Source organism: Nostoc sp., from assembly GCF_036917275.1.
Taxonomy (GTDB): Bacteria; Cyanobacteriota; Cyanobacteriia; order Cyanobacteriales; family Nostocaceae; genus Nostoc.
This window is the reverse complement of record NZ_JBALDF010000028.1, coordinates 1-26,846: the sequence shown is the minus strand read 5'-3', so window position 1 is coordinate 26,846 and position 26,846 is coordinate 1. Positions and strand designations below refer to the sequence as shown.

The following is a 26,846-nucleotide window of genomic DNA, read 5'->3' as shown; positions in this document are numbered from 1 at the left end:
GTCAGCTACAGTTATATTCCAGGAAAGTGGGCAACAATATTGAGAAATAACTAGAAATGCAGCCCTACCTATAAAAGATGCTGCCGTTTCATGAAACCTCGAATTATTGTTTGTGGCTTAGGACTTACCGGATATAAAACCTTTCGGTTGCTGAGACAGCAGGGAGCCTTCGTTGTTGGTATTCATCACCAATCCATCCCTGGGGAAACAGCACCAGATGTGATTGTTGGCGATTTACAAGCAGCTGCCACCCTAACAGCAGCCGGAATTCAACAGGCAGACACTTTAGTAATCACTGGATCTAAAGATGCTCTGAATTTGTCTATTATGATGCAAGCGCGAGTGCTGAATCCCCAAATTCGGATTATCAACCGTTTTTATAATACAAATTTGGGGGAGCGCCTAGATCAAAGTTTGCCAGATCACTTGAGTATGAGTGTTGTAGGATTAGTAGCACCCCTATTCACGTTTGCAGCATTGGGAAGCCAAGCGATCGGACAAATTAAATTATTTGAGCAAACTTGGCCGATTCACGAAGAATATATTGATGAAAACCACTTTTGGAAGGGTCAAAAGCTGAGTGAATTGTGGGAAGACCGATCGCGGATGCTGATTTATTACTTGCCAGTAAAAGGTGAGATGGATTTGGTGTCAGCTGTAATATCTGGACAAAAGATACAAGTAGGCGATCGCTTAATTATTGGCACTCAACCCCGTATCCGTTCTCCTCGCAGATCGTTGATTAAAAAACTGCTGAAAGTCTTGACTAATATTAGGCTGTTTCAGCAACACGGGCGATCGGTACTACTGGGTGCTATTGCACTATTGGGAGTTATTGCGATCGCTACATTCACCTATATGTCTGCTGAGTTGAGTTTGTCTCCTGTCGATGCTTTATATTTTTCTGTCGGCATGATTACGGGAGCGGGTGGTAATGACAAAGTAGTAGAAAATGCTCCTAACAGTATTAAGCTATTTACCGTTGTGATGATGATGGTTGGAGCAGTGGTGATTGGTATTTGGTATGCAATGCTCACCGATTTTGTCTTGGGAAGCCGCTTTAAGCAATTTTGGGATGCAGCCCGAATTCCCCAGCGATATCACTACATTGTCTGTGGCTTAAGTGGTATTGGGGTGAGAATTGTCCAGCAACTCCACGCCAGCGGATATGAAGTTGTAGTAGTTGAACCCGACTCCAACAACAAATATATTAATACCGCCCGCGAACTCGGTATCCCCGTAATTCAAGGTGATGCCAGCTTTCGCACAATACTCAAAGCCAGCAATATAGAGTCTGCCGCCGCAGTGCTTGCTGTTACTAACAATGATGCTACCAATCTAGAAATTGCCCTCAAAGCCAAAGGCTTGACACCCAATATTCCGGTGATTGTTAATTATGCCGATCCCGATTTTGCCGGCATAGCCCAACAGCTATTTGGCTTCGACGCTGTACTGAGTCCGGCTGAACTAGCGGCCCCAGCTTTTGCGGCGGCTGCACTAGGGGGACGCATCCTCGGTAATGGCATCACAGCCGATAGTCTTTGGGTGGCTTTTGCGACTGTGATTACACCTTCACACGTTTTTTGTGGTCGGTGGGTGAAAGATGTAGCCATGTCTACTGATTGTGTACCTTTATACTTAGATAAAAATCAGCAAATCCATCACGGCTGGGATTTATTAGAAAATTGTCTCAGTGTTGGAGATATTTTGTATATGACGATGCCAGCGACGCGCCTATATCAATTGTGGCGGGACGAGCAAATTTGCGAATCACATACTTAAGGCGATCGCAGCGCTAACATCTTTTCTACAAGACGCTTTGAAGGGGTACAGCTTTTAAATTTTGCGAAGCGACTTGACACCGATGAGCAATGCTGTGCCCCTACGGTGTGTTAGTTAAATCAGTTGGTTTATTAAAAACTTCTAAAATCTGTCGGCAAATCTGTTTGAGCTTATCCCCAATTTCACCAGAAGGCAAGGACGCGCCGACAATACTCCAATTTTCTACCGTAGAAAGTCGCCACGCCTCGCCGCGATGATCAAATCCAGCTACCTGCACGCCGATCGCCCGGCATGAGTTATTGATCGGATCTTGATAAAATCGAATTTGAATTAAAATACTGCGACTTCGCCAAGATTTGCTAATACCAGGAAAGTGAAAGCCAATGTCTATAGAGTCTGGATCGACTAACTGCCTGGTTTCCGGGTCATTTTTCCAGGGTTTTAGATCAGATTTGGCATCAGGAAACTCGAATTTGAACAAATTAACCACCGTAGCAATGTTGCTGGCGAGTTCAAGGTTCGTTGCCTGTTCAGCTGCATTCACTAAAAAACACTCCTATATTGACATCGGCATCTTCAGGGATGTGAAGACATAAAAACCGCCAGAAGGCTTATATTATTGGTGTTTCAGCTTATCAAGACCTTTGAAATTTAGCAACTCTAAATCATACTTCTCTAACAATCATTGTTACTAACAGATGCCAAAAATCGCATCTTGTTGGGACTGGCTAACACCTTTTAAGTAATTATACTTAAAAAATCCTTAAAAGCAGATGAAACTCTGCCCTTTGTAAAAAATCTCAAAATTTTCTGCAAAATCGATCGCCAAAGCAAGAAATACGATTTACTGTACAAGCTGACCATTGGATTGGGCTTGAGAGCCACTGTTTGCCACCATGCCGAGCGCTTGTGCCTTCTCTCTTAGCGTAGGCGTACTTGGTGCAGCGCTCTTTGGCGGGTTTCCCCCTGTAGGCGACTGATGTTAGCGTAGCAGTAGCGAGTCAGACGTTAACGCGTTTTGCCAAAGTCATTTTTGAAGAGGTCATTAGATGACAAGAATAGATTTGATTTTTTATAGTGGTGGTGGTGGACATCGCAGCACTGCAAATGCTTTGTCCCAAGTCATCAAGAAGCAACAGCCGAACTGGCAACCTCAGCTAGTCAATATTGAAGAAATTGCAAATATAGAGCAAGCGGATATGTTCTATAAAATAACTGGTAAGAATGGAAATGATATCTACAACCTGGTACTAAAAAAAGGCTGGACATTCCTCATTCCATTATTTCCATTACTTCGGACTTTGGCAAAGGCAAACATTCGTCAAAATTATTCTGAGTTAATAGCTCTACTTGAAAATCATTGGCGGAAGAATCAGCCGGATTTAGTAGTATCCTGCATTCCATTTTATAACCGAGTACTCAGGGAAAGCTTACAAAAAGCAATACCCACAACACCTTTCGTCACTATTCTTACGGATTTTGCGGATTCTCCGCCTCATTTCTGGATAGAACCACAGGAGCAATTCTTAATCTGTGCTACTGAACAGGCAGTTGAACAAGCGCGTGCGTTGGGGCATCAGGAAAAGCAAATTTTCCGCACATCAGGATTGGTGATTAATCCCCGGTTCTACGATCCCATTACTATTGATCGCCGAAGCGAAAGACAACGCTTGGATCTAGATCCAGATTTGCCTACTGGATTGGTTCTGTTTGGCGGTTATGGCTCTAAGGTTATACTCGAAATTGCCCAACGTCTCGAATGTTTTCAAGACAAGCTCCAACTCATTTTTCTTTGCGGGCAAAATGAAGAGTTAGCTTCAGCACTCCGTCAAAGTCAAGGTTTTCAGAAGCGGTTTGTCACTACCTTTACTGAAGACATTCCTTATTATATGCATCTTGCCGACTTTTTTATTGGTAAGCCAGGACCTGGTAGCCTCAGCGAGGCTGCGGCGATGAAGTTACCTGTGATTACAGAACGCAATTTCTTCACTATGAGTCAGGAAAGACTCTCTTGTGAATGGATTACGGATAAAGAACTCGGGATTGTAATTTCTAATTTTCACAATATCGAGCGGGCTGTCGAAAAGCTAATTCAACCAGAAAACTATTCTCACTACCAGGCTAATCTCAACACCCTCAATAACCAGGCTGTATTTGAAACAGTTGATATTTTGGAAAAAATTTTGAAAGCTCCTATTTAAGTAAGTTCAGGAAGTTTCACAAGGCTTTGGGTGAGGATGAAAGTTGCAGCCAGGCAACGCGGTTTGGTTAAAAGTTGACTAGAGTGAACGATAAATTGCGCTAGCGATCTAAAATGACACTGGTAATCGGTAAACAAAAAGCAATTAAGTTCAGTGTATGGCGCGTCAACGGTCGATTTTTTCATTTGTTCTAGTATTATTGGCCACATTCCTCATTAGTTGTGGCGGTCCTGGTGTCGCGGTGGCACCTCCAACTTACACGGCAACACAACTTGAAAGAATTCAGGCATATGTTCCTGAAATTCAAGCTGCGCGCGATCGCTCACAAGAGTTGAAAACCCTGATTCAAAAAGGTGATTGGATCAACGTGCGTAACTTTATACATGGGCCGATAACAGAAGCAAGGCTGAACCTGACTTATGTCACTTCCAACCTTCTACCTAAAGACCAACCCACAGCACGTCAAATAACGCGAGATTTGTTTAACGACCTGGTTAAACTTGATAGAGCTACTAGTGCTGGCAATCCTGAAATTGCCTTAACTAACTCCCAAGCTGCTTTCGCAGACATTGACAAATTCCTCGATTTGCTTCCTAAAGCAGAAGAGAGTTAAGAGTTAAGAGTTAAGAGTTAGGAGTTAAGAGTTTTAAATTTTTAACTCCTAACTTCTCATACCAATTCTGTATGAAGATGCACAGAATATTAAACGAACCGCCAAGTACGCCAAGAGCGCCAAGAATAGAGAGTTACTCATTTAGTGCAGCTTCACATTAAATTGGTATCACTTCTAACTCTAAGCACAAGTCATGAATGTAGTTATTATCGGTTGTGGTGTAGTTGGGGCTGCGATCGCCTATGAACTGAGTCAAGTAAAAGGGCTAAAAATCACGGTTTGCGATCGACAAGCACCAGCACAAGCTTCCACGGGCGCTGCACTTGGCGTTTTGATGGGCGCAATCAGCCAAAAAATCAAAGGCAAAGCTTGGCAGATGCGGCAAACTAGCATCCAACGTTATGAAACCTTGATTCCTGAACTAGAAGCTTTAACAGGTAGCAAAATCCCTTTTAATCGCCAGGGAATTCTCAGTCTGGGTTTGGAAGAGGAAAATTTAGCAGCATGGGAAAAACTAGTAGAAATTCGCCACTCTCAAGGCTGGCATTTAGAAATTTGGGACACTGCTAAACTCCAAAATATGTGTCCTCAAGTTGCTCACAAAAAAATTACTAGCGCTGTCTATTCTCCGCAAGACCGGCAACTTGATCCAACTGCCCTCACATTAGCTTTAGTTGAAGCTGCCCAGCAAAATGGTGTAACTTTCAAATTTGGCGTGACTGTTTTGGATGCCCAAACCTCACCACCTGAGTCTTCCCCCCAATTTTGCAATCAACTTGAGACTACAGAAGGAAAAATAGCCGCTGATTGGTTTGTAGTCGCAGCAGGGCTAGGTTCAACACCATTGACAGCAAAATTAAATCAGATAATTGATATCCGTCCTGTGCTTGGGCAAGCATTGCAAGTACGTGTAGGGCATCCATTAGGCAATCCCGACTTCCAGCCAGCGATCACAGGTAACGATGTCCATATTGTTCCTGTGGGCGGTGGAGATTATTGGGTGGGTGCAACAGTGGAATTTCCCAGCAATGAAAATGAGATACCGCCAAATCAAGAACTGCTGGAATCTGCTAGAGAACAAGCGATCGCATTTTGCCCTGAGTTAGCCACAGCAACTATTATCCGCACTTGGTCGGGGTTACGTCCCCGTCCTGAAGGACGGCCAGCCCCAGTTATTGGTAAGTTGCCAGGGTTTAGTAATGTCCTCCTAGCTACCGGACACTATCGCAACGGCGTTTTACTAGCACCCGCTACAGCTTATGCAATTCGTGAGATGATTATTTCTTAGGGAGTAGGGAATGGGGAGTGGGGGGATGAGGGAGCAGGGGGAGTAGGGGGAGATCAGAAGGAAAAGGAAGACAACGAGAATAACCAATGCCCCATGCCCAATGCCCAACGCCCAATCCATAGGAAAATAGCGTGTCAATAACAGAACATAAAATTAATGTAGATTCACTGGAATGGTTTTATCGCGAATCTTTGCCAATCGGTAGAACTGACTTAGCGCCTGTGTTGTTGCTACACGGCTTAGTTTCACAAAGTTATAGTTGGCGTAATATTATACCTGCTTTGGCGAATCAGGGTACAAGAGCGATCGCTCCAGATTGGATTGGTTATGGAAATTCTTTAAAACCAGAAAAACGAGATTTTGCTTACACTCCCGATGCTTTTATCACAGCTTTAGAAGGATTTATCAAAGCGTTAGAACTTGAATATTTTTCTTTAGTTGTACAAGGCTTTTTAGGTTCTGTAGGACTACAATATGCCTTGCGTCACCCAGAACAAATTGCTAATTTAGTTATTTTAAATACACCAATTTCAACTGCTGCTAAATTACCCTGGAAAATTAAACAAATGGGTTTACCTTTGGTAGGTGAAGTCATGACCCAAGACCCCCTATTAGTTGACCGGACGCTAGAAGGTGGTAGCCGTTATCGCATCGGAGATAAAGATTTAGATATTTATCGCAAACCATTTTTGAAAGCTTCTACATCTGGTCGAAGTCTCTTATCAAGTATTCGCAATTTACAACTTGATTCAGCAATGACAGAAATCGAATCTGGCTTTAAAGAATGGCAACAGCCAATTCTTATCCAATGGGGTATGATTGACCCTTGGTTACCTGTAGACATTGCCCAAAGTTTTACAGATTCTACACCAAATGCCGAATTAATAAAACTTAATAACGTCGGACATTATCCTCAAGAACACTACCACGAGGCGATTTTGGAAGACCTTTTACCCTTTGTGCGTCGTAAAGATGCTCATTGATAATATACCTCTGTCAAAAATCGATATTATAAAAATGAAACCAAGATTATTACAGATAAATATCTGTGGTAAAAAATAAATTTGGGATTTTTGCTAGATTTCTAAATGTTATCCCCGTCGGCATTTGCGAACTTTTTATTACCATTAAAAATACATCACAACTACAAGTAAAGGAGATTAAGACTCATGGCTTATTCATGGTTTAAAGCTTTTCATATTGTCGGATTTGTAGTTTGGTTCGCCGGTTTGTTCTACCTAGTACGTCTTTTTATCTATCACGTTGAAGCGAACCTTGAACCTGAACCAGCACGAACGATACTGAAAAATCAGTATCAAATTATGGAAAAGCGTCTCTACTATATCATCACTAACCCAGGAATGTTCGTGACGATCGCAATGGCTATCGGTTTACTAACCACTGAACCGGACATTTTAAAAGAGGGTTGGTTGCATATAAAATTGTTGTTTGTTGCGGTTCTAATTGGCTATCATCATTACTGCGCTCGGCTGATGAAGAAGTTAGCAGTAGATGAATGTGGCTGGAATAGTCAGCAATTACGTGCTTTAAATGAAGCACCTACAGTTATGTTAGTAGCGATCGTCCTGCTGGCTGTATTTAAGAATAATCTACCTACAGATATCGCTGCCTGGGCTATTTTTGCGATGATTATTTTGATGGCAGTCACTATTCAACTTTACGCCAAAAAACGCAGGCAGGATAAAGAGAAGCTGACGGCAGAAATAGGGCAACCACAAGAACAAGGTTAAAGGTTGTTTCAAAAGTAGTTGGCTGTGATTTTAGGCACTTATTGATCCCCCCTAACCCCCCTTAAAAAGGCTACCGTGTATACACAAGTTGAATTACCCCCCTTAATCCCTCCTTATAAAGGGGGGAAATAAGAAATCTTGTTCCCTCACGCCACATGCTTCAAGTCGGGCATTGCCCGCCCAACGCAGTGGCTCCCCTTTCTAAGGGGAGGGTTAGGGTGGGGTAAAACTGACGCGAAAAACCAGGTGAGTAAGCTATTTCAGACTTGTGTATACACCGTAGCGATAAATTGGGGGGAATCGGAATCAAAGTCCCCCAATTTATCGGGGATTTAGGAGGATCGAGAACGTTTTGATACCTACAATAGGACTTTTCAAACATCCTCTTAGACAAAGTTGCTGCCTCAAATAAAGTATGGATGCACAAATGTGCATCCATACCAAACGTTGCATCACAACTACTACTACTACCAATTACCGATTAAGGTTAATCCACATCTAGTTTTCCAACTGAACGTCCTCTGGGTAAGAGTTTTAGCCTCTAAATTGTGCAAATTAAATGTGGAACAGCTTATCTCATTTTGGAAACGTTTTGAGTAAATCATCCCCAGGAATCACGGTAGTGTAAAAAGTATATTTACGATTAGCGACATAACGGCGGTCTTGTTTGACAATCGTCATAAACTCTCTATGTCCCTCACGAGTACGTCCGACTAAACAACCTGCGCTAGCAAGGCGAATATCATTCCGGGGAAAATCAAAGCCGTAATGTTGATTCACATAAAAATCATTACCTGTATCAAGTTTGTCGCCAGTCCGTTTAAAATCTTTGTTGAAATCTCTACAAACAGTTATATCTCCAGCTTGCACTAATGCTTCGTGAGGCTCTGCTGTGCCGTGGATGCCAACAGCCCAAGCTTTGTATTGTCCAAACTGAATCCTAGCTGCTCCTTTGGGATTCATCGGATTATAAGTGTAGTACTTCCCTGGTTCTGTAGTAGCTTCCCAGTGATCTACGATTTTGGGAACGCCATTTACTACTTCAATGATAATCCGGCGATCGTTAAATTGATTGGGTGTATCACTGTTGAGAGTCCAGTCTGCATCTATACCCTCTACATAAACAATGTTGTATTCTTTTGGATTGGTAAATACCTGATAACCTTTAGATTGCAAGTATTTCACAATCCTGCTGGCAATATCATTACCAAGTTTTAAGGGGAGTTTAGGAAGATCATCTATTTTGGTTTCAATCAGTTTCTTGGCTGTGACTGCTCCTAAAAAGTCACTCTCTCCAGTCTTTGTTAATTCTTGAAATTTTTTGAGAGATATCACAGAAACAGGGCCAAATTTCCCATCGGCTGGAGGTTCTAGCAAACCTAAGCCAATTAACAATATCTGAATCTGACGAGCCAAGTCTGCATCTTGTGCGATCGCATCAAATGACCATTTTTCTTCTTTTCCTAAGAAATCTTGTAGTTTCATTATGCACCTACCTTCATTTACTTATTTCTAAGTATAAACATCACTTTAATAACTGATGTTGTTTGAAACTATACGCTCAACTGAAATATAATGTTACAATTTTTACTATTACTTTATGATTCAGCACACAAAAATTCACAGAAATTACACTGAAGAAAAAACTATTTATTGGCGACATATATTAAATTTTTTCCGTAATATGGTTCAAGTTCAGAGGTTAAATGGTGAACGATTTCGTAGGGGCACGGGAGTCTGCGATCGCACACCGCTTAGATGAATAAAAATAATTTATTGATTAAGCTCAGAGGTTGAGCAATGTTTCTGACAAGCTACACCTACACCCTTTTAACTCGACAATTTGTGTTATGAGGTGCAAGCTTTAAGTCCAAAAGTAAAATAATGAGGGTTAAAGGGAGGAAATCGAAAAATCCAGTTCCCTCCCCTTTACAAGGGGAGGGTTAGGGTGGGGTAAAAAATCACAACAAACTAAGGTTAGGTGTAGCTGTGGTTTTAGTCTGGTAAGCTTTTTTGACACCAACCCAGTTACTAGCAATTGGCATTCGCCAACCAGTTCCAAAAGCGCGATCGGTGATTTTTAAACCGGGGGGTGCTTGTCGCCGTTTAAATTCAGCCCGCGCTACCATTTGGATTACTCTATCTACAATTACCGAATCGTGACCGGCTGCAACAATTTGCGCTGCTGATTGGTGATTATGAACCAAGCGTTGCAAAATATCGTCCAAAATTTCGTAAGGCGGTAGAGAGTCTTGATCAACTTGACCTGGTTTGAGTTCGGCGCTGGGTGGTTTGGTCAAGACGTTTTGCGGGATGATTTCATTATTGCGATTTAACCATTGGCAAAGTGAATAAACCCTCGTTTTAGGAACATCTGCAATTACAGCCAACCCGCCATTCATATCACCGTAGAGGGTACAGTAACCAACCGCCATTTCTGACTTATTACCCGTAGATAGGAGAAGATAGCCAAATTTATTAGCGATCGCCATTAATAAATTACCCCGAATCCGAGATTGTATATTCTCCTCAGCCAGTCCAAACTCTGTACCTGCAAACAAATCACCTAATGTTTGATCAAAGCCTTGCATTAACTCGCCAATTGCTAAAAGATGAGTCTTAATCCCTAAATTTTCGGCTAATGCTTCAGCATCACTAATGGAATGCTCAGAACTATAAGGGGAAGGCATGAGAACACCGAGAACATTTTCTTTACCAAGTGCAGCAGTGGCGATCGCAGCTACTATTGCAGAGTCAATCCCGCCACTTAAACCCAATACTACCTTAGAAAAGCGACACTTTTGAGCATAATCTTGCACTCCCAAAACCAACGCTTGCCAAATTTCTTCATCTTCCGATTCATAGACAGGTGCTACAGAACCCAACTGTAAATCTCGTTGCGCCTCGTCAAATTCGACTACAACTAAATCGGTGTCAAAGCCACGCGCGCGACACATAATTTCACCTTGACGATTCAAGGCAAAACTACGCCCATCAAAAATTAGATCATCATTTCCCCCAACCTGATTAGCATAAATCATCGGTTGTTGAAAACGTACTGCACTATGCCTAAGCATTGTTTCTCGAAACTGCGGCTTACCGACAGTGTAGGGGGAAGCAGACAAATTTACAATTAAATCTACACCCAGAATTGCTAAATCAGCAATCGGATTTACTGCGTAACTACGTTTGCCCCAAAAGTCCTCATCGTTCCATAAATCTTCGCAAATAGTTACGCCAATATGGATATTATCTAAAGTGAAATAATTGGCTTGCAAACCTGGTTCAAAATAGCGACGTTCGTCAAATACATCGTAAGTAGGCAAAAGTCGTTTGTGAAAAACTTGCTTAACCTGGCCATTCTCTAACAAAGCCATGCTGTTAAATAAACTTTTACCGCCAGTAATGGACGCTTCGAGGTTCTGTTGAACAGTTCCTACCAAAACAGCTAAATTTGGGGGTAAATCCTGCGCCAAGTTTTGTAAAGTGATGCCCATCGCTTCCACAAAACTAGGATTTAGTAATAAATCTCTTGGGGGATAGCCACACAAAGAAAGTTCTGGTGTTAGCAACAAACGCGCACCGCTAGATGCTGCTTGTTGTGCCGCCTCCAGGATTTTTTGGGCATTTAAAAGCAAATCACCAATTGTCGGATTAATTTGAGCGATCGCAATTTTCATATTATTTGTTATTAGTCATTGGTCATTTGTCATTTGTCAAGGGTCAAAATAGGTTACTCAGGACTTTTGACTCTGCAAAGTAACGTGAGTTCGACAAGTCTTATTTGACCTCTCCCCCAGCCCCTCTCCGACGCGGAGAGGGGAGCAAAAAGCTGAATTAATTTTTCAGTTGCTCCTCCCTTTCCGAAACGGAAAGGGAGGCTGGGAGGGAGAGGTTCATCGAACTTACGTTCAAGTGATTGGTTAAATAAACACTAAAGGTTTATCTTTTAAGGGAGCAAAAGCTTCAGCGTCAAACTTATACAAACTAGCTGGACGACCAGCACCTCGTGATACCTTAATTCCGGTATCGCATAAAAAACCTAACTTGAGTAGACGCGCTCTAAAATTAGAATAATCAGAAAAATTGTCACCTAAAACTGTGGTGTATAACTGATATAAATCATTCAAGGTGAACATTTCTGGCAAGACTTCAAAAGCCACCGGACTATACTCTAATTTATTTCGCAACCGCCTATGTCCATAAGCCAAAATTTCATTATGGTCAAAAGCTAATTGTGGCACTTCTTTGACTGGATACCAAGCTATGCCAGTCATGCGATCGGCAATCAATTTGGCTTCCTCAAATCGCACAAGGGCAAAGTAACTAACTGATAGATAACGCACACCATAACTATCAGTTGCTTCCCGTGGATCGCGATTCGGCCCGCCAAATGTATAGAGTTGTTCTAAATAAAGATTGTTGACCTTAATTTTCTCCGCCATAATGCGATAGGCGGCATCTTCTAAAGACTCTCCTGGACGTACCAAAGTACCGGGAAGACTCCAATGATTTAAAAATGGTTCTTGCTGTCGCATTACTAGTAGAACTAACAGCCGATTTTGTACAGTATCTACAGAAAAAATTACATTATCAACACCAACCTTGAAATCGGCCAAAGGTTGTTGGGTTAACGGAGTTGGTATCTTTTTTTGTGAACGTCCTGGCATTCGTACAAATGCTCTCGATTAATATAGGCAACTACAGGGGCTGTGAGGGCTTGAGAATCTCCATGTTCGCGGTACGCTGTCGAGGAAACATCTAGACCGGTCAGACTAGCGATCGCAATCTTCCCTCCCAGCTTTTGCACTACCTCTGAACTAAACTCATCTATTGCATATCCCGGTCGCGGCACGATCAGTAGTTGCACTTCCTGTAACAAATCTTCAACGCGATACCAACGTGGTAGCTGACTCAGTAAATCTGAACCAATGATTAACGTCAATTCAGCGTCCTCACCCCAAGTAAGCTTTGCTTTTTCCACTGTTTCCAGTGTTCTGAAGCTACTTAATTCTTGTTCCAAAGCAATATTGTGCCGTGGCGCGTCTATATTTGCAATCAACAGTCGCAACATTGCTGCCCGATGTTCTAAGGGTGTTTGATGGGACTTAAATGGATTATCTGCTGCCCAAACCGCTACCCAATCATAACGCTCAGACAACCAACTCAGAATTTTTTGGTGTCCCGCAGTTGGTGGATCGGCACTAGTACCAAACAAAGCAACTCTCATCATCTTACTTTGCGTCCTTTGCGTCCTTGGCGGTTCGTTTCTTAGTTTCTTCAGTCAACACCCGTAACCCCTCAGAAATTTCCACCTGCACCGAAACAGGATCATGCAAACGCCGTGTCTGTTGTGGCAAACTAGCAACTGAAGCGGCAGTACGCTGACGAATTGTTGCCAACGACTCCAAAGGCTGCACCCGTTCACCTTGTTGCACTACCAACTGCAACAAAGGTTCTTCTTCCAAGGCAATTTCACCTAAAAGTCCCAACCTGTCTGCTTTTACCTTACCTCCCGTAAACGAGCGAAAAATCTGCTTGCGTCCTGGATAAGTAACTTTACCACTCGACTGCTTCATCACTGGGATACCATCGATGTCTACAAGTTTATAAACTCCATTTACAGGCGAACCTGTAACTAGTCGCGTTCCCAGCCCGTAACCATCAATTTCGGCCCCGGCAGCTTTTAATCTGGCAATTTCCCACTCGTCCAAGTCGCCACTAGCAAAAATTGGCACACCGGGAAGGAGCGATCGCACCTCTTTTGATAAGGTAACTAAATCTCCTGAGTCTAATCTCACTCCTGTTAATTGCATTTCCCCGGAATTTACTTTTTGAGCCAAGCGTTGGGCAGCAGCAACAGTATCGTAAGTATCAATTAGCAATGGCGCACCCGGAAAATATCGATGAAATGCACTAAAAGCTTGTTCTTCAGTGCCTTCTATAGCCGACAACGCCATAACTAAGGCGTGTGCCATCGTACCACTTGGCTTTTGTCCCAGTTGTAGCGCTGCTAACACATTGGAAGTGGAATCTAACCCACCTGCTAACGCCGCCCGCGCTGCCCACAAAGACCCTTGCGGACTAAATGCTCGTCTTGTCCCAAATTCTAAAAGTGTTGCTGACTCCCCCGCTACATCCCGCACCCGTGCTGCTTTTGTGGCAATCAAAGTCTGGTAATTAATCGTATTCAGCAAGTAAGTTTCTACTAGTTGGGCTTGCCAAAGTGGTGCTTCCACCCGCAACAGTGGTTGATTGGCAAATACAGCCGTCCCTTCTGGTACTGCCCAAACATCACCCGTAAACTTTCCCTCAGCTAAAAGTGACCAAAAGCGATCGCTAGCATGAGCAAAAATTCCCGTCGCCTGTAATGCCGCAATTTGCGAGACACTAAAGCGGATTTTGGCTAAATATTCCAATGCCTGCGTTAGCCCCATTGCAATCAAATAACCAAAACCCTCTGGCAATCGCCTGACAGACAATTCAAAGCTTGCCCGTCGCTGTTCTATACCTTCGCCTGTGTAACAAGCTACCATCGTCAACTGATAAAGATCCGTCAGCAAGCTGTAGTTATCCCCAGAGAGGTTTAGTTCCTGGTTCTGTAGGCTTTGCTGTTTATGTACATAGTCCAAATCTGGCAAAGTTGTCATGCAAGAGCTTCCTTACAAGATGCTTCTCTTATTTATGGTAATATCTACCATAAATAATGTCAACTATCAGCAAGTATATTTTCTGAGATTGCCGTATAACAGTAGATTTAGAGGTAAATTAATACTAACTTCACAAAATACTTAATATTTTTTAATAGTAATAGTTAGCAATGATGTTAATAGGACTTACGCGCACTCTACGAATTCTCGGCGCTCTTGGCACGGCAGTTGCTTCAAGTCGGCAGAGCCGCCCAACGCACTGCCTCGTCTTGGCGGTTCGATAAATTAAGCTTTCTAGCAATTTTTGCGTAAATCCTAGTTAATTTAGCAAGGTAGCGAATGAAAGGAAACAATCTCTTGTAACAGAAAGTTTGTTTGCCAGCTTCTTTCCCAGACTGGGGTTGGAGAAATAGCTAAGTTACAATTACAATCGAAGAGAAGTTTGACTTTTTGATAAACTAAAGTCTTGCGAAGTTATCTGAATAAACATTGCACATATTCTCAATATATTGAGAATTAGAGCCAGCCTTGAATATCAGTACTAGAGTATAGGTATCAAAATTAAAACGACTCGAAAAAAGGAGTCAAATATTATGGCTATTTCCAAAATCATTGCGAATATAACCCAGTATATTTCTGAAGCTGCAATGCGGATTTTTGGCCCTAGTGATGATGCTTATCCTACTATTGGCGTACAACCTTTTACAGGTGAGCCTTACGATAAGCGGACAGATGATACTTAGTAAATTATTGAATATCTAGCGCTTCTGGGTTGAGTCCAATTGAGACCTAACCCCCAACCCCTTCCCTACCAGGGAAGGGGAGCAAAAGTGAAAAAGCAGGGGAGAAAAACCACTCACTAAGGGTTGTTGCTCTCAACCTTCGTCAGAAAAGTGGCAGGGGTGCTTTTGCCCACAATTCGGCTTGAGTTTGTACCTTTTCCCCCTGCCTCTCATCAAAGCCTCTGACACCACTTGCTTCATTTTTGTCAACATATATTAGTGGACTGGTTCTCTAAGAATTATTCATTAGCAGAACGTTCAAACACTACTGAAAGATTATTTGCTGGCATTTGGTAAGTCTGTTTCAAGGTAAGATTTTGGGCGCTAGCTACTGCGACAACATCATCCAAGTTACGTATACCCCACTCTGAGTTTTGGGCGCGTAAAGATTTGTCAAATGCTGCATTACTCGCTGCTGTATGTTCTCCACCTTGTTTAAAAGGCCCATATAAATAGAGGATACCTCCTGCTGGTAAGATCCGACCTGCCCCTGCCATTAGTCCTAGACAGGCTGACCACGGTGAAATGTGAATCATATTTATGTTGACGATGGCGACAATTGGCTTTTTATTAAGCCAATCAAATGCACAATTCTCGACTGCCCAAACTAGTTCTCTGACATCAAGCTCAAGCGGTGGATAAAGATTAGAACAGCTAAAGTGTTCAGCCCATGCAGTAATGCTGGCTCGTAATTGTGGATTTGCATCTGTTGGCAGCCACGCACGAGGACTGAGCTTGGGGGCAAAAAATACTGCATGTTCACCAGTACCACTTGCTATTTCTAATATTGTGCCACTCTCCGGCAACACTTGTAAAAGTAGTTCTATAATTGGTTGGCTATTGCGCTGGGTTGCTGGTGCGTATTGTCGTGCGTCTTGTGGTGTCATCCGTATCGTTAAATTTTAAAATTTCATTCAACTATACATAATCCATATAGAGTCAAGTGTAATAAATAAGATAAAGGCGTGAGTTTTTTCCTCACGCCTTTTATTTAAATTTTTTTCCCAGAGGCTGCTAAAAGTTCTAGAATGACTCCATTTGTCCAGCCGAAGCCAACTTCATTAGAACTATACCCAAAGCAGATATCGTCGGAAACGTTGGCAGAACAGCGTTCAACATCATATTTCTCGACTAGGGTGTTGTAACGTCCGAATTCTTTAATTACCATAGCCAGGAATTTATTGGCAATGCGATCGCCTTCTGTATGATACCCATAGCGGTGAAGTCCCTGGACGGCAATTAACGTCAATGGTGCCCAGCCAAAGGGGGCATCCCACTGGTTTCCGGTGACATGAGTACTGGTAAGGATTCCACCTGGGGCTTCAAACAAAGAGAGATTTTCGACGACGCGTTTAGCTTGGGTTGGTGAAGCAATTCCCAGCCACAAGGGATAGAAGGTGGTAGCAAATTCGTAACGGCGGCGTTTTCCACTCTGGAAGTGATAGTCCAGATAAAGTCCCTGTTCTTCATCCCAGAGAAACTGATCGATGCGATCGCGGCGGATATCTGCGCGATTGCTCCATTTTTGTTCCAATTGTTCGTTCCCCAGAATATGCTTAATTTGCGCCATGTCTTGTTCTACCTGATACAGCAAACTGTTGAGGCACACAGGAGCATAGTGGAGGATATCAGCACTGAAAGGGCCAAATCGGTTAGTGATATCAAAACCAGACTCGCGCATGGTGCGATCGCTTTTGTAAAATAGGTTGGTCAGTTGGTCAGTTTCCTGGTTGTAATAAAGACTAACGTCATAATCCTCAACTTCAAAAGTTTTATAGTACTCCTTGACGCGATCGTAGTGGCTTTTCCCCTGCTCATCCCGCTCGGAGAACACAACTTCTGGCGCGGGTCCTTCCCCAAAGGCATAAAATCTAGATAAGCCGGTTGCAGCATTCAAATGGGGCGGAACTACCCAGTAATAGTAAAATTGCTCTAGGAGCGGTACGATTGACCTTAACCACTCTTTATCCTGGGTGTGCTGGAATAATGCCAAAACCATCATGCTGAGAACGGGAGGCTGCGATCGCGACAGCATGTAAGTCCGGTTGGAATTGAGGATGATACCGTAATTATGCACCTGATACAGCAGTTGGTCTACTTGGCTTTGCGCTAGTTCTAATTCTCCATCGTGCAAAAGTCCCAGTAATATAAAGTAGCTGTCCCAGCCATACATTTCATTAAAACGACCACCTGGTACGACATAAGGCCCTGGTAGGTATAGTAGCCCATGCTCTTTAATCGCCTCGACTTCAGGTGGCAAAGTGCGAATTTCCAGCTGTTGCATATCCTTTGGAGATAGCGATCGCTCCAACACACTCTGAATATTGGGACAATCTTCTAAAGGTGAAACATAGACAATCCAAGGAGTGTCTGTTTTGTGGTCTAGCTTGATATCCTTTGCAGATTGTAATAAGTGTTCGTGCGATCGCGTTAAGGTTTTCCAGGTTTTTTTGATGTGGGCCCGCACGGCGTCAATCTGCGTGGTGGTAAACGCTGGAGTTTGGATAGAAGATGAAGTGGTCATAATATTTCAATTTGACAGGGTGTTGAAGAGTTCGGATTTTTTAACGCAGAGAGAAGTATAAGCGGCAACTTTTGCCGTTGATGCGAAGCGGTTTCTCGTCAGACATCTGAACTTATCCTAAGCGACACGCTGCACAAATGGTTGTAACACAGAGGTTTTACGGCGTTTTTTTTGGGCGAGACAGATTCATTTTTTTTTCTGACTTAGGCAGAATAGATTCCCGCCTTTTAAGGGGAGCGGGCGCAGTCTTCTCCCTACAGCCCTTCTCAAGACAGGAGACGCTGTTCGGGTTCGGGCTACAGCAGGCGTTAGGCTGTGGCTAATGTGAGAGGGAGAGCCACTGCCTTAACTGGGGTTTCTGCAAGTAGAGGAGCCAGCCGTGTAGGTGGTGGCGACTTGAGCGAATTAGTGTCAAGTGGCGTCAGACGATATCGCCATAGCGCAGCCTCAACTTTACAGAGGCTTTTGCCAATGAGTCCGCGAACGTCTGGAGGTTTCCATGCCCGCTTCCCAACGCAGTGACTCCCCATGAGCGACGGCGTGGGGAGTGGGGAATCGAGGCTTCAGGTGTTTCAGTGCGTAAGTCCTGTTTTACTCAGCACTACTAACTAACAGAGCAACTGGAAAATGGGTGAGGGCTGCTGCGATAGATAATGTTTCTGTAACCTCCAAAGTTTGCTGAGTCAAAACGTTTTTCCAGGAGTGGGGAGTTCCAGAGGGTAATTGCAGGTGCGTATCTTGCCAAACTGACTCGCCCAAGGGGTTGTCTCCAGGCTGGATGAGGCTAGTTAAAAAGCGAGGCGCGATCGCGATCGCTGTTTGATTCCCTTCCTGCCGCGCAAAGGCGATAATATGATTGGCGTAGGTTCCTTGAACTTCTAGTGGCAGATAGTTACCGTCCTGGAATAATGAGACATAATTTGTTCTGGCTTGGAGTAATTGAGTCGTTAAAAATAGTTTGATTCTGCCGTCTGTTTTGTCGTTCAGCAACTCCTGAATTAGTCCGAGAATGTCTGTTTTTACTTGTTCGCGGATGGCGCTTAAGTAAGTACGTCGCTGTTCAAAATCCACGGGACGGCGATTGTCTGGATCGACTAGGCTTAGTTCCCAAAGTTCCGTTCCCTGGTAAAAGTCGGGTACGCCGGGTACAGTAATCTTCAGCAGAGTTTGGGAAAGGGAATTGAATATACCATAGTCTGCAATTCGCTGTTGAAAAGGACGAAAGGCTTCTAGAAATTCCCCGGAGATCGAAGGGTCGAGTACCTTGTCAATAAAGGAGGTACAAGCTTCTTCATACCTGCTATCAGGTCGCAACCATGCTGTGTGGACTTTCGCTTCTCTGATTGCCTTAATTATATAGTCTTTCACCCGTTCCATGAAAGATGCATATTCATTTTCTGCAAAGGGAAACGCCCCTACTAGGGTTTGATAGATAAAATACTCATCGTTGCGATCGGGCATAGCAAACCCGTGGCGTACACCGTAGGGGTTGGTGAAGCCATCGCTACGATGTCCTTGATTCATGACACTCCAATTATTTACCTGCTGTTCCCACTCATCGGGGATTTCCGAGAGGACATTCAACCTGGCGCGCACATCTTCGCCGCGTTTGGTGTCGTGGGTGGCTGTGGTGTTCATTGTATGAGGCCAGGTTGCTTGGTGCTGTTGGTTAAAGGTATGAAATTTGTCTACTGAAATCCCAAAATGACCAGGATTACCTCCAACTTCATTCAGCGAAAGCAAGCGATTGTAAACATATAATGTGGTGTCTTCTACACCTTTTGCCATCAAAGGCCCACTGTATTGCTGCATCCGCAAGACAAAATATATCCACTGTTCGCGTTCTGTTTGAGTAAGAGAATTATCAAACTCTAGCAGCATTAACTTTTCAATAAAGTTCAATTCATGATATAAGAGGGGCGTTTGTTCTTTGGCTTGGTCAATTACTTCTTGAATCGTAGCGCGATCGCTATCTCCAATTCCATCTGGCGTAATGTATGTCCGGTAAATCGGGAACTGTGTTAAAACTTCAGCGATCGCTTTTTTGAGTCCATTCAGTGTAAAATCATTGCCATAGCGATATTTGCTGGAAATATTCTTTAACAAGAGAGCCAAATTGTCAATATCTCCTGCTAAATTCTTTTCCAGTATCAGATGCTTTTTATCCTTCACCACCGATGCATAATCTACTCTGGAGCCGATAAAGTTCTGGTATATTTTATCAAACTTTGATTTGTTTTCTGTTTGACAAAATATGCCATTTACATAGTTCAAAAAGTCATATCCAGATGTCCCTTCAATTGCCCAATTTTCCGGCAACTCTTCGGTGAGTTCTAAAATCTTCTCCACCGTGATGTAAACATCCCCTGTCTTTTCCCGCAGCCTTTCGAGATACTGAATTGGGTTATAAAGTCCATCAATATGGTCAATTCTTAAACCTGTAAATGCGCCCTCTTCAACTAGCTTTTGAATTAAGCTGTGGGTGTTATTAAAAACTCGCACTTCTTCAACTTTAACGGAAATCAGTTCATTGACAGTAAAGAAACGGCGGTAATTCATTTCCTCCGCCCCAACTTTCCAATAGGAGAGACGGTAAAACTGGTCATTCAGTAAATCATCTAGGAGGTTAAAGCTTTCGGAATTGCCTGGTTCTCCGTTAAAAGTTTGGATATTTTCGTCAATGAACTCGCGGATAACATCGTTTGTGGTATAGAGTTCCCAAACCAATCCTTTAATAAATGCAATTTGGTCTTGTCGCTGTTTTCCCGCAACCTCTGAAGGCACACTTTTGAGAATATATAGAATCCCCAATAGTTTAATAAAATCGGGGTGATTGCGTCCCAGTGTGCGCGTGAGTTTACCTAGATTCTGAGTGATAAATTTTGTGTAAGACTCTAACCGCAACGGCAGTTTCAAGCTGTAATAGTTTACAGTTAAACCGTTTTGTTCATATTCTAGTTTAATGTCTCCGTTTTCCAAGGATACACCGTAGAAGTCTCCTAGTAACGGTGCTAAGATTCGCTCTTGGCGATCGCCAAAGGGAGCATTCCAAGAAAGGTCGAAGTAGTCGGTATAGCTGGAATCTGGCCCGTACTCTAATACATCCATCAAGTAAGGGTTTTCGCTGGTATAGGCCATGTGGTTTGGCACAATATCTTGTAACCAGCCCATACCAAGGGATTGGACTTCGCCAACTAATGCATCGAAGGACTCATTAGTTCCCAGTTCTGGATTGAGTTGATTGGCATCTACTATATCGTAGCCATGCGTACTCCCAGATCGTGCCTTGAAAATGGGGGAGGCATATAAATCGGAAATACCTAATTCTGCCAGATAAGCTGCGATCGCTTTAGCGTTGTCAAAGCCAAACTCAGGTGTAAACTGAATTCGATAAGTTGCGGTAGGAATTCGCATAAGTTTGTTGTTTTTAGTGGCAGGTGGGGAGTAGGAGAGTGGGGAGTGATGGGGATGAGGAGCTTATATCATGTTCGCTTGATTGCTTATTAAACCCGAAGAACCCCATACCCCGCCAAAGCTGTGCTTTGTCTCTCCTCCCCGCAAGCCTACGGTGTATACACAAGTTATCGAATCACTACCAGTCCTCGAATTACCCCACCCTAACCCTCCCCTTGTAAAGGGGAGGGAATCAGATTCTCTTGTTTCCCCCCTTTCCAAGGGGGGATTAAGGGGGGTAATTCTACTTGTGTATACACCGTAGCTTGTAAAGGGGAGGGAATGAGATTCTCTTGTTTCCCCCCTTTCCAAGGGGGGATTAAGGGGGGTAATTCTACTTGTGTATACACCGTAGCCGCAAGCGGGAAGGGGTTGGGGGTGGGGTTCTTTTTTTATGGGTAATTTAGCGGACATGATATTACTTGCAGGAATGTTAAGCCTTTTAACTCGAACGTTGAGCCTTTTAACTCGAACGTTGAGCCTTTTAACTCGAACGTTGAGCCTTTTAACTCGAACGTTAAGCCTTTTAACTCGAACGTTGAGCCTTTTAACTCGAACGTTGAGCCTTTTAACTCGAACGTTGAGCCTTTTAACTCGAACGTTGAACCTTTTTGCTCGAACGTTGAACCTTTTTGCTCGAACGTTGAGCCTTTTTGCTCGAACGTTGAACCTTTTTGCTCGAACATTGAACCTTTTTGCTCGAACGTTGAACCTTTTTGCTCGAACGTTCAGGTTATGAGGCTGAAACTTTAAGTTCTAACTTTTCCCTTCATTCCCTTTCATACAGGACTATACTGGTAGCTTTTATTTTCACTTCTTGGCCCACAGACAGATGTTCAGTGGCTTCAGAACCAGGCCCAGACCATGAGGTATCTGCTGAGTCTAATAACTTATGAGCATTATGCCCAATTGGCAAAGTCACTGTCATTGCCGACGAATTGAAATTCATCACAAATATTAGTTCACTTGATTCGCACCAACGACGCACGATGACCAACTCTTTCTCTTTATCACTAGTCGCTTGGATGAAATTGCGGTCTTGATTCAAAAGGACTGGATGCGTCTTGCGTAAATTAATTAACTGGCGATACCAATCCCACAGAACTTTGTGCTTACCTTCATTGCGTAATTGCCAATTGAGTTTAGACTTTAGGAAAGTTTCTGCCGATTCCGGATCTGGGGGATCATCTGCGTAGTGAAATGCTTCAAATTCTTGTTTGCGTCCGGCTCGAACTAATTGAATTAAATCAGGATCGGAGTGACTGACAAAGTAAATGAAGGGTGCTGTTTCTCCGTATTCCTCTCCCATAAACAACAGGGGTAAGTTGGGCGACAGCAGCACAGCGCCGGCGGCTAACTTTAATCCTTCAAAAGAGATCCGCTGGGTAAGGCGTTCTCCTTTCATTTGATTGCCGATTTGATCGTGATTTTGAATGCAGATTGTAAACTGTGATAAAGGGCGATCGCGGCAAGATACCCCATGAAATCGCTTGCGATGTGGTGCGTACTTCCAATCGTAGACAAAAGTATCTTCATAAGCTTTCGCCAACTGAGCAGTTTGCCCAAAATCTTGATAATATCCTTGGCGATCGCCTGTTAAAAGTGCGTGTAATGCATGGTGGAAATCATCACTCCACTGGGTATCAAGTCCATATCCACCCAATTCTACCGGACGAATTATTTGCGGATTATTCATATCACTTTCGGCAATTAAATGGCGTTTCCATTTTTGCCCTTGTTGTGAAAAATGATGAACAGCTTCTGCCAGTTCCCACAAAAAATGCTTCGCCCCCAAGTCGTAAATTGCTTGAGTAGCATCCAGCCGCAATGCATCAATGTGAAACTCACCTAACCAGTACAGCGCATTTTGAATAAAATAGTTTCGCACACCCTGACTATGGGCATCGTCGAAATTCAGCGCATCGCCCCACGGCGTTTTATAGGTTTTAGTAAAGTAGGGCGCGAACTGCGCCATATAATTACCTTCTGGGCCAAAGTGGTTATACACCACATCCAGCACTACGGCGATATCGTTTTGGTGGCAAGCATTTACCAGTTCCTTAAATTCAGCTGGACTACCGTAGGAATTTTGGACAGTAAAAGGGTAAACGCCATCATAGCCCCAGTTGCGATATGTCAAAGAAGCTTCAACATGGGTGTCTCCCGGAAACTGGGAGATGGGCATGATTTCAATGGCGTTAATTCCCAATTCTCTCAGTTCCGGTAAGCGGGGAATAATCGCGGTGAAATTTCCTTCAGGCGTGAATGTGCCAACGTGAAGTTCATAAAAAATCAGCGACTCTACAGGAACGCCAGTCCACCCTTCATCAGTCCACTCAAAGTGTTGATCGACAATTTGAGACGGCCCATGTACCCCTTCAGGTTGATACTGCGACGCCGGATCAGCAAAGGTATCTTGACCATTCAAGACATACTGATAAAGCGTGCCTGGATAGACATCGTTCACTTTTATCTGCCAGTATCCCTCAGACTGAGGCTTGAGGGGAATTAACTGCGGTTCTGGCGTCAAAATTTTTACAGTGACGCTATCTAATAGCGGAGACCAAACTGTAAACTCACACTCTCCGTTACCCAAGTAGTTAGCACCAATTCTCACGCAGTATCCTCCCATCAGTTCAGTTTGTTGTGTCGAATTGTGACGCAATGGCGTACTCGCCCTTTCCGGTGGCGATCGCAAATGTCATTGATTGTACAATGTTTCCGAACACGCCAGATAGCATAATGGTTGTTCTTGCAGACTTTTTACTAGCACCTGGAGGCGGATTTTTATACTGAAAAAGTCTATCTAATTAGTTATTCATCATCTAACGCCCACTCAAGCTTTTGTTTTAGGTCATTGCAGTGACTAGGCGGTAAACAATTATCGTGCTGAAGTCTACCAACTAAAATCCCTGGTGCAATGCCGATTTCAGCAGCAAACTGGATAATATTCGCTTTACTGAATTGTTCAACTGATGCCAGAAATGTTTTCAAATCGGCAGAGGGGATAAGTATATCCGCAGCGAATTTGTCTGCTTCTTTTTCCCTTTCTTGATCATTGACAGATGCAACACCTGTACCCTCAAGAAAGAAATCACGCTTACCATGCAGCAAAATGTGACCAGCTTCATGGAAGAAAGTAAACCATAAATGGTCATCAGTCTTGTAGCGCAGACTGAGTTGAATCAACGCTTTGTCAGGATTTAACCAATGAGTTGCTCCACTGGTTCGCGTTTTAGGAAGTTGTGGCACAAAAACTACAGCAACACCAGCTTCTGCACACAACTGCTGCACTTTTAGCTGGAAAATTTCTGGTGGTTCTACAGTTAAAGCGCGGATTTTTTGCAGTGCTTCCCGAAACTTGTTGGCATCATAGGGAGCACAACCAATCTCAGATGCTTTAATTTCTCCTCGACGCAGCCAAGCGGTAATAGCACCAAAATCACTTTGAAATGCTGGAGATTTACGATAATTTATATGAGTGTTCAACCATATTCCCTCCCAATTGTCAGGGGAGGCGACGGCGAAAAAATTTAGCACCTCCCGCAGTTGCTCAACTTTATCCTGATAACGGCGAATCCAATGAGACTTAATCATGGCTGCAACAGGAATTTCTTTCAGCCACGATACTTGCTGTTCTAAACGCTCTTTTTCTTCCTGTTGCGCTAAAAATTCCCGGTATCGTCGTTCGTGATTGTTCCAAAAACTAGCTGAGATATTAAATACCAGTTCTAGCTGTAATGCAGTTTCTGGGGTAATTGCTGCTTTACCATTAATAATTTCGTTAATTGTTTTTTTTGGTCTTCCAGTCCGTTTTGCCAGTTCTGCTTGAGTCATCCCCCGTTCTTCCAGAACTTCCAGCAGGGTATCCCCAGGAGGAGAAACGTAATCTGGATTATACTGATTTTGGATCTTACTTTCCATGTGTGTTCTCCACGCCGATTATTCTCACGGCAGTTACTTGACTCCAGTCGAGACCACCATCTAATTTGATAGGAATTGGTTCATTTGCTGGCTCAAATATAAGCCGATATGGATGATCTAAATCGAGCGATAATTGACCTGCGCGATCATAAAGCAATTCGTGGCAACGTCCAGGGAGATTTCGCATATCCTCAAGTACGTTGGCATAGTAACGTAAATGATCTAGCCGTAGTCGGATACGTTTTGCTCTATCTGCACCCTGATTTTTCACTAGAAGCCGTTGGTTATTGCACTCTTGTTCAAATTTACTGTTCTCAAATACAATATCCATTATAGCACCAGTCTAAAATATTATTAACCCTTGAGGTTAACAATATTTTAGGCTCTAAAATCAAAAATAATCGTAATCCTCCGGAAACGGGGGTTATCTTATTGAATACTAGAACTTATGTACTAAAGCTAGCTCAGTCTCAAAGTTACTACTCATTACCTGTTTTACAGCTACCATCAACACAGTACGACGATTCATAGGTATTAGAACGCTTACCAAAGAGTGCATAGCGGTTATCGCGGATTTGTTCGTAAAAGCGATCGCCTGCCCACTTCATCCCTGGTAATGCTCGATAAGCGTCTACAAATATACTTCCTGCTGGCAATAACCGCCCAATTTCTTCTGCGGCGTTACTACCTTGCCAACGTCTTTGAGGTTCGTTGGCATCAATTAAAATCATCCCCTGTTCACAGTCTTGGGCTGTAATTCCCCATCGTAAAAGTGTCTGCTCATCTTGCATAGGAGCGTAGCGAAACAGCTTTCCTTGGTCTAAGGATTCTAGCGATCGCACTAGTGTAACGCAGAGATTACAATTTCCGTCGTAGATTACGTAGTAATTCATCAAAATAACGGTTCTTTGACAATTGACTTGTCAGATGTGTTTAAATACAACTTTGGTATTCTAGCTTAGAAAACCGTGGCGATCGTTCTAGTCTCACCGAAGCAGTGCTAAGTAATCCGATTCACCTCAGCCAAAACAAAATTTGATTTGTTAAATATGCATAATATCGTCGAGTTTCAGTTGTAAATTTGGCAAAATTTCAGACGAAATAGTATCCCCTAAGCGATATTGTTCCTGCTGGTACACACCGTTAACTAAGTGACAAACCGTGAATGTGGGTTGTTTGGGATTACCGATAAATTGCAAACCACCCAAGCCGCGAAAGTCCACAATCCAATATTCGGGAATATTAAGAAAAGCGTATTCTTCCACTTTTCTTGCATAATCATCTTGCCAATTTGTGCTTACAACTTCAGCAACAAGCTTGACTGTACTGCCGTTACAAATAATAGGTTCTTTTTGCCAGAGCGGTTCTTTACTAAGTTCGGCTTTATCTAAAACAATTACATCAGGACGCAGCGCTGTGGCTTCAGCAGCAGGTGGTTTGATCAGACAAGTTTTTGGAATTAGCCAGTTGAAATTAGAACTAAAAATTTCCACATAGATTCTACCAGCAATACTACCAGCAACAGCTTCGTGTGGCCCTGTAGGTTCCATGTCTCTTATTTGTCCATCGATTAGTTCGTAGCGTGTATTATCACCATATTGGACTATAAATTCCTCAAAGGTAAATAGTTTGGGTGAGGTGTACGTCATAGGTCTTGTTTTGACTTGGACTTTGGCTTATTCTAGCGACTGCCGTTGCAAAGTACAGGAAGGAATAAGGTTTCAAGAATTAGTGCGTTAGTCTTATACACTATTACAGCACGGCGGAAGTTTGTCTACTTTTAACAATGTAAGCGATCGCATTCACAATGTAAGCGATCGCATTCACAATGTAAGCGATCGCATTCACAATGTAAGCGATCGCATTCACAATGTAAGC

General features: G+C 43.1%; 22 protein-coding genes. 8 read left to right on the top strand and 14 right to left on the bottom strand.

The annotated features are described in order from the left end of the window. Nucleotides 1–90 precede the first annotated feature (90 nt). Nucleotides 91–1,782 carry an NAD-binding protein gene (locus V7K35_RS09380; protein WP_335078285.1) on the top strand — a complete coding sequence of 564 codons (1,692 nt, stop codon included), beginning with the start codon at nucleotides 91–93 and terminating at the stop codon, nucleotides 1,780–1,782. A 100-nt stretch (nucleotides 1,783–1,882) separates the two neighbouring features. Here the strand turns inward: V7K35_RS09380 and V7K35_RS09375 are convergent, their stop codons facing one another. Next, nucleotides 1,883–2,326, bottom strand: a complete 444-nt coding sequence (locus V7K35_RS09375) for a hypothetical protein (RefSeq protein WP_273769053.1) — start codon at nucleotides 2,324–2,326, stop codon at nucleotides 1,883–1,885. A gap of 505 nt (nucleotides 2,327–2,831) precedes the next feature. Between V7K35_RS09375 and V7K35_RS09370 the strand changes: the two genes are divergently transcribed. The 5 genes from V7K35_RS09370 to hemJ all read left to right on the top strand — a co-directional run bounded on the left by V7K35_RS09370 (nucleotide 2,832) and on the right by hemJ (nucleotide 7,635). Beyond that, complete coding sequence (locus V7K35_RS09370; protein WP_335078283.1) at nucleotides 2,832–3,983, top strand: MGDG synthase family glycosyltransferase; 1,152 nt, start codon at nucleotides 2,832–2,834, stop codon at nucleotides 3,981–3,983. 157 nt (nucleotides 3,984–4,140) lie between these two features. After that, nucleotides 4,141–4,596, top strand: coding sequence for a photosystem II protein PsbQ (gene psbQ, locus V7K35_RS09365; protein WP_335078281.1), 456 nt, complete (start codon nucleotides 4,141–4,143; stop codon nucleotides 4,594–4,596). Between the two features lie 193 nt (nucleotides 4,597–4,789). Beyond that, on the top strand, nucleotides 4,790–5,884 hold the full coding sequence (locus V7K35_RS09360) for an NAD(P)/FAD-dependent oxidoreductase (protein ID WP_335078279.1): 1,095 nt from the start codon (nucleotides 4,790–4,792) through the stop codon (nucleotides 5,882–5,884). Nucleotides 5,885–6,015: 131 nt separating this feature from the next. Continuing rightward, nucleotides 6,016–6,867 carry an alpha/beta fold hydrolase gene (locus tag V7K35_RS09355; protein ID WP_335078278.1) on the top strand — a complete coding sequence of 284 codons (852 nt, stop codon included), beginning with the start codon at nucleotides 6,016–6,018 and terminating at the stop codon, nucleotides 6,865–6,867. A 186-nt stretch (nucleotides 6,868–7,053) separates the two neighbouring features. After that, nucleotides 7,054–7,635 (top strand): protoporphyrinogen oxidase HemJ, encoded by a 582-nt coding sequence (gene hemJ / locus V7K35_RS09350; RefSeq protein WP_335078276.1) that lies wholly within the window; start codon nucleotides 7,054–7,056, stop codon nucleotides 7,633–7,635. A gap of 576 nt (nucleotides 7,636–8,211) precedes the next feature. Here the strand turns inward: hemJ and V7K35_RS09345 are convergent. From V7K35_RS09345 to V7K35_RS09325, 5 genes are all read right to left on the bottom strand, one after another. Continuing rightward, complete coding sequence (locus V7K35_RS09345) at nucleotides 8,212–9,120, bottom strand: peptidoglycan-binding protein (RefSeq protein WP_335078274.1); 909 nt, start codon at nucleotides 9,118–9,120, stop codon at nucleotides 8,212–8,214. Between the two features lie 476 nt (nucleotides 9,121–9,596). Beyond that, a complete protein-coding gene (locus V7K35_RS09340) occupies nucleotides 9,597–11,315 on the bottom strand; it encodes an NAD+ synthase (RefSeq protein WP_335078272.1) in 1,719 nt (572 codons plus the stop codon). A gap of 243 nt (nucleotides 11,316–11,558) precedes the next feature. Beyond that, nucleotides 11,559–12,305 (bottom strand): NUDIX hydrolase, encoded by a 747-nt coding sequence (locus V7K35_RS09335; RefSeq protein WP_335078270.1) that lies wholly within the window; start codon nucleotides 12,303–12,305, stop codon nucleotides 11,559–11,561. Then, the gene (locus V7K35_RS09330) at nucleotides 12,266–12,865 is read right to left on the bottom strand and encodes a nicotinate-nucleotide adenylyltransferase (protein ID WP_335078449.1); all 600 of its coding nucleotides are present in this window, start codon (nucleotides 12,863–12,865) and stop codon (nucleotides 12,266–12,268) included. Before V7K35_RS09330 ends, V7K35_RS09335 begins: the two co-directional genes overlap by 40 nt. Before the next feature lie 4 nt (nucleotides 12,866–12,869). Then, complete coding sequence (locus V7K35_RS09325) at nucleotides 12,870–14,285, bottom strand: nicotinate phosphoribosyltransferase (protein ID WP_335078268.1); 1,416 nt, start codon at nucleotides 14,283–14,285, stop codon at nucleotides 12,870–12,872. A gap of 593 nt (nucleotides 14,286–14,878) precedes the next feature. On the opposite strand from V7K35_RS09325, the gene V7K35_RS09320 reads away from it, so the two are divergent. Beyond that, nucleotides 14,879–15,028: a nicotinate phosphoribosyltransferase gene (locus tag V7K35_RS09320; RefSeq protein ID WP_335078266.1), complete on the top strand. Its 150-nt coding sequence runs from the start codon at nucleotides 14,879–14,881 to the stop codon at nucleotides 15,026–15,028. 278 nt (nucleotides 15,029–15,306) lie between these two features. Here V7K35_RS09320 and V7K35_RS09315 read toward each other — a convergent pair whose 3' ends face one another. Together V7K35_RS09315 and V7K35_RS09310 are read right to left on the bottom strand one after the other, a co-directional pair. Beyond that, on the bottom strand, nucleotides 15,307–15,954 hold the full coding sequence (locus V7K35_RS09315) for a DUF938 domain-containing protein (protein ID WP_335078264.1): 648 nt from the start codon (nucleotides 15,952–15,954) through the stop codon (nucleotides 15,307–15,309). 104 nt (nucleotides 15,955–16,058) lie between these two features. Further along, nucleotides 16,059–17,591, bottom strand: a complete 1,533-nt coding sequence (locus V7K35_RS09310; RefSeq protein ID WP_335078262.1) for a trehalase family glycosidase — start codon at nucleotides 17,589–17,591, stop codon at nucleotides 16,059–16,061. 315 nt (nucleotides 17,592–17,906) lie between these two features. Between V7K35_RS09310 and V7K35_RS09305 the strand changes: the two genes are divergently transcribed. Beyond that, complete coding sequence (locus tag V7K35_RS09305) at nucleotides 17,907–18,113, top strand: hypothetical protein (protein ID WP_335078260.1); 207 nt, start codon at nucleotides 17,907–17,909, stop codon at nucleotides 18,111–18,113. 69 nt (nucleotides 18,114–18,182) lie between these two features. Here V7K35_RS09305 and treY read toward each other — a convergent pair whose 3' ends face one another. From treY to V7K35_RS09275, 6 genes are all read right to left on the bottom strand, one after another. Next, complete coding sequence (treY, locus tag V7K35_RS09300) at nucleotides 18,183–21,005, bottom strand: malto-oligosyltrehalose synthase (protein ID WP_335078258.1); 2,823 nt, start codon at nucleotides 21,003–21,005, stop codon at nucleotides 18,183–18,185. Nucleotides 21,006–21,813: 808 nt separating this feature from the next. After that, complete coding sequence (treZ, locus tag V7K35_RS09295; RefSeq protein WP_335078446.1) at nucleotides 21,814–23,661, bottom strand: malto-oligosyltrehalose trehalohydrolase; 1,848 nt, start codon at nucleotides 23,659–23,661, stop codon at nucleotides 21,814–21,816. A 197-nt stretch (nucleotides 23,662–23,858) separates the two neighbouring features. Continuing rightward, the gene (locus tag V7K35_RS09290; protein ID WP_335078257.1) at nucleotides 23,859–24,968 is read right to left on the bottom strand and encodes a HigA family addiction module antitoxin; all 1,110 of its coding nucleotides are present in this window, start codon (nucleotides 24,966–24,968) and stop codon (nucleotides 23,859–23,861) included. Further along, on the bottom strand, nucleotides 24,958–25,299 hold the full coding sequence (locus V7K35_RS09285; protein ID WP_335078255.1) for a type II toxin-antitoxin system RelE/ParE family toxin: 342 nt from the start codon (nucleotides 25,297–25,299) through the stop codon (nucleotides 24,958–24,960). Before V7K35_RS09285 ends, V7K35_RS09290 begins: the two co-directional genes overlap by 11 nt. A gap of 148 nt (nucleotides 25,300–25,447) precedes the next feature. Then, nucleotides 25,448–25,861 (bottom strand): thiol-disulfide oxidoreductase DCC family protein, encoded by a 414-nt coding sequence (locus V7K35_RS09280; protein ID WP_335078253.1) that lies wholly within the window; start codon nucleotides 25,859–25,861, stop codon nucleotides 25,448–25,450. 150 nt (nucleotides 25,862–26,011) lie between these two features. Further along, nucleotides 26,012–26,617, bottom strand: a complete 606-nt coding sequence (locus V7K35_RS09275) for a Uma2 family endonuclease (protein ID WP_335078251.1) — start codon at nucleotides 26,615–26,617, stop codon at nucleotides 26,012–26,014. Between the last annotated feature and the right edge of the window lie 229 nt (nucleotides 26,618–26,846).

Coding starts and splice junctions, on each gene's coding strand:
- V7K35_RS09380 (WP_335078285.1), top strand. CDS start 91: ATGAAACCTCGAATTATTGTTTGTGGCTTAGGACTTACCGGATATAAA.
- V7K35_RS09370 (WP_335078283.1), top strand. CDS start 2,832: ATGACAAGAATAGATTTGATTTTTTATAGTGGTGGTGGTGGACATCGC.
- psbQ (WP_335078281.1), top strand. CDS start 4,141: ATGGCGCGTCAACGGTCGATTTTTTCATTTGTTCTAGTATTATTGGCC.
- V7K35_RS09360 (WP_335078279.1), top strand. CDS start 4,790: ATGAATGTAGTTATTATCGGTTGTGGTGTAGTTGGGGCTGCGATCGCC.
- hemJ (WP_335078276.1), top strand. CDS start 7,054: ATGGCTTATTCATGGTTTAAAGCTTTTCATATTGTCGGATTTGTAGTT.
- V7K35_RS09345 (WP_335078274.1), bottom strand. CDS start 9,120: ATGAAACTACAAGATTTCTTAGGAAAAGAAGAAAAATGGTCATTTGAT.
- V7K35_RS09340 (WP_335078272.1), bottom strand. CDS start 11,315: ATGAAAATTGCGATCGCTCAAATTAATCCGACAATTGGTGATTTGCTT.
- V7K35_RS09335 (WP_335078270.1), bottom strand. CDS start 12,305: ATGCCAGGACGTTCACAAAAAAAGATACCAACTCCGTTAACCCAACAA.
- V7K35_RS09330 (WP_335078449.1), bottom strand. CDS start 12,865: ATGAGAGTTGCTTTGTTTGGTACTAGTGCCGATCCACCAACTGCGGGA.
- V7K35_RS09325 (WP_335078268.1), bottom strand. CDS start 14,285: ATGACAACTTTGCCAGATTTGGACTATGTACATAAACAGCAAAGCCTA.
- V7K35_RS09320 (WP_335078266.1), top strand. CDS start 14,879: ATGGCTATTTCCAAAATCATTGCGAATATAACCCAGTATATTTCTGAA.
- V7K35_RS09315 (WP_335078264.1), bottom strand. CDS start 15,954: ATGACACCACAAGACGCACGACAATACGCACCAGCAACCCAGCGCAAT.
- V7K35_RS09310 (WP_335078262.1), bottom strand. CDS start 17,591: ATGACCACTTCATCTTCTATCCAAACTCCAGCGTTTACCACCACGCAG.
- treY (WP_335078258.1), bottom strand. CDS start 21,005: ATGCGAATTCCTACCGCAACTTATCGAATTCAGTTTACACCTGAGTTT.
- V7K35_RS09290 (WP_335078257.1), bottom strand. CDS start 24,968: ATGGAAAGTAAGATCCAAAATCAGTATAATCCAGATTACGTTTCTCCT.
- V7K35_RS09285 (WP_335078255.1), bottom strand. CDS start 25,299: ATGGATATTGTATTTGAGAACAGTAAATTTGAACAAGAGTGCAATAAC.
- V7K35_RS09280 (WP_335078253.1), bottom strand. CDS start 25,861: ATGAATTACTACGTAATCTACGACGGAAATTGTAATCTCTGCGTTACA.
- V7K35_RS09275 (WP_335078251.1), bottom strand. CDS start 26,617: ATGACGTACACCTCACCCAAACTATTTACCTTTGAGGAATTTATAGTC.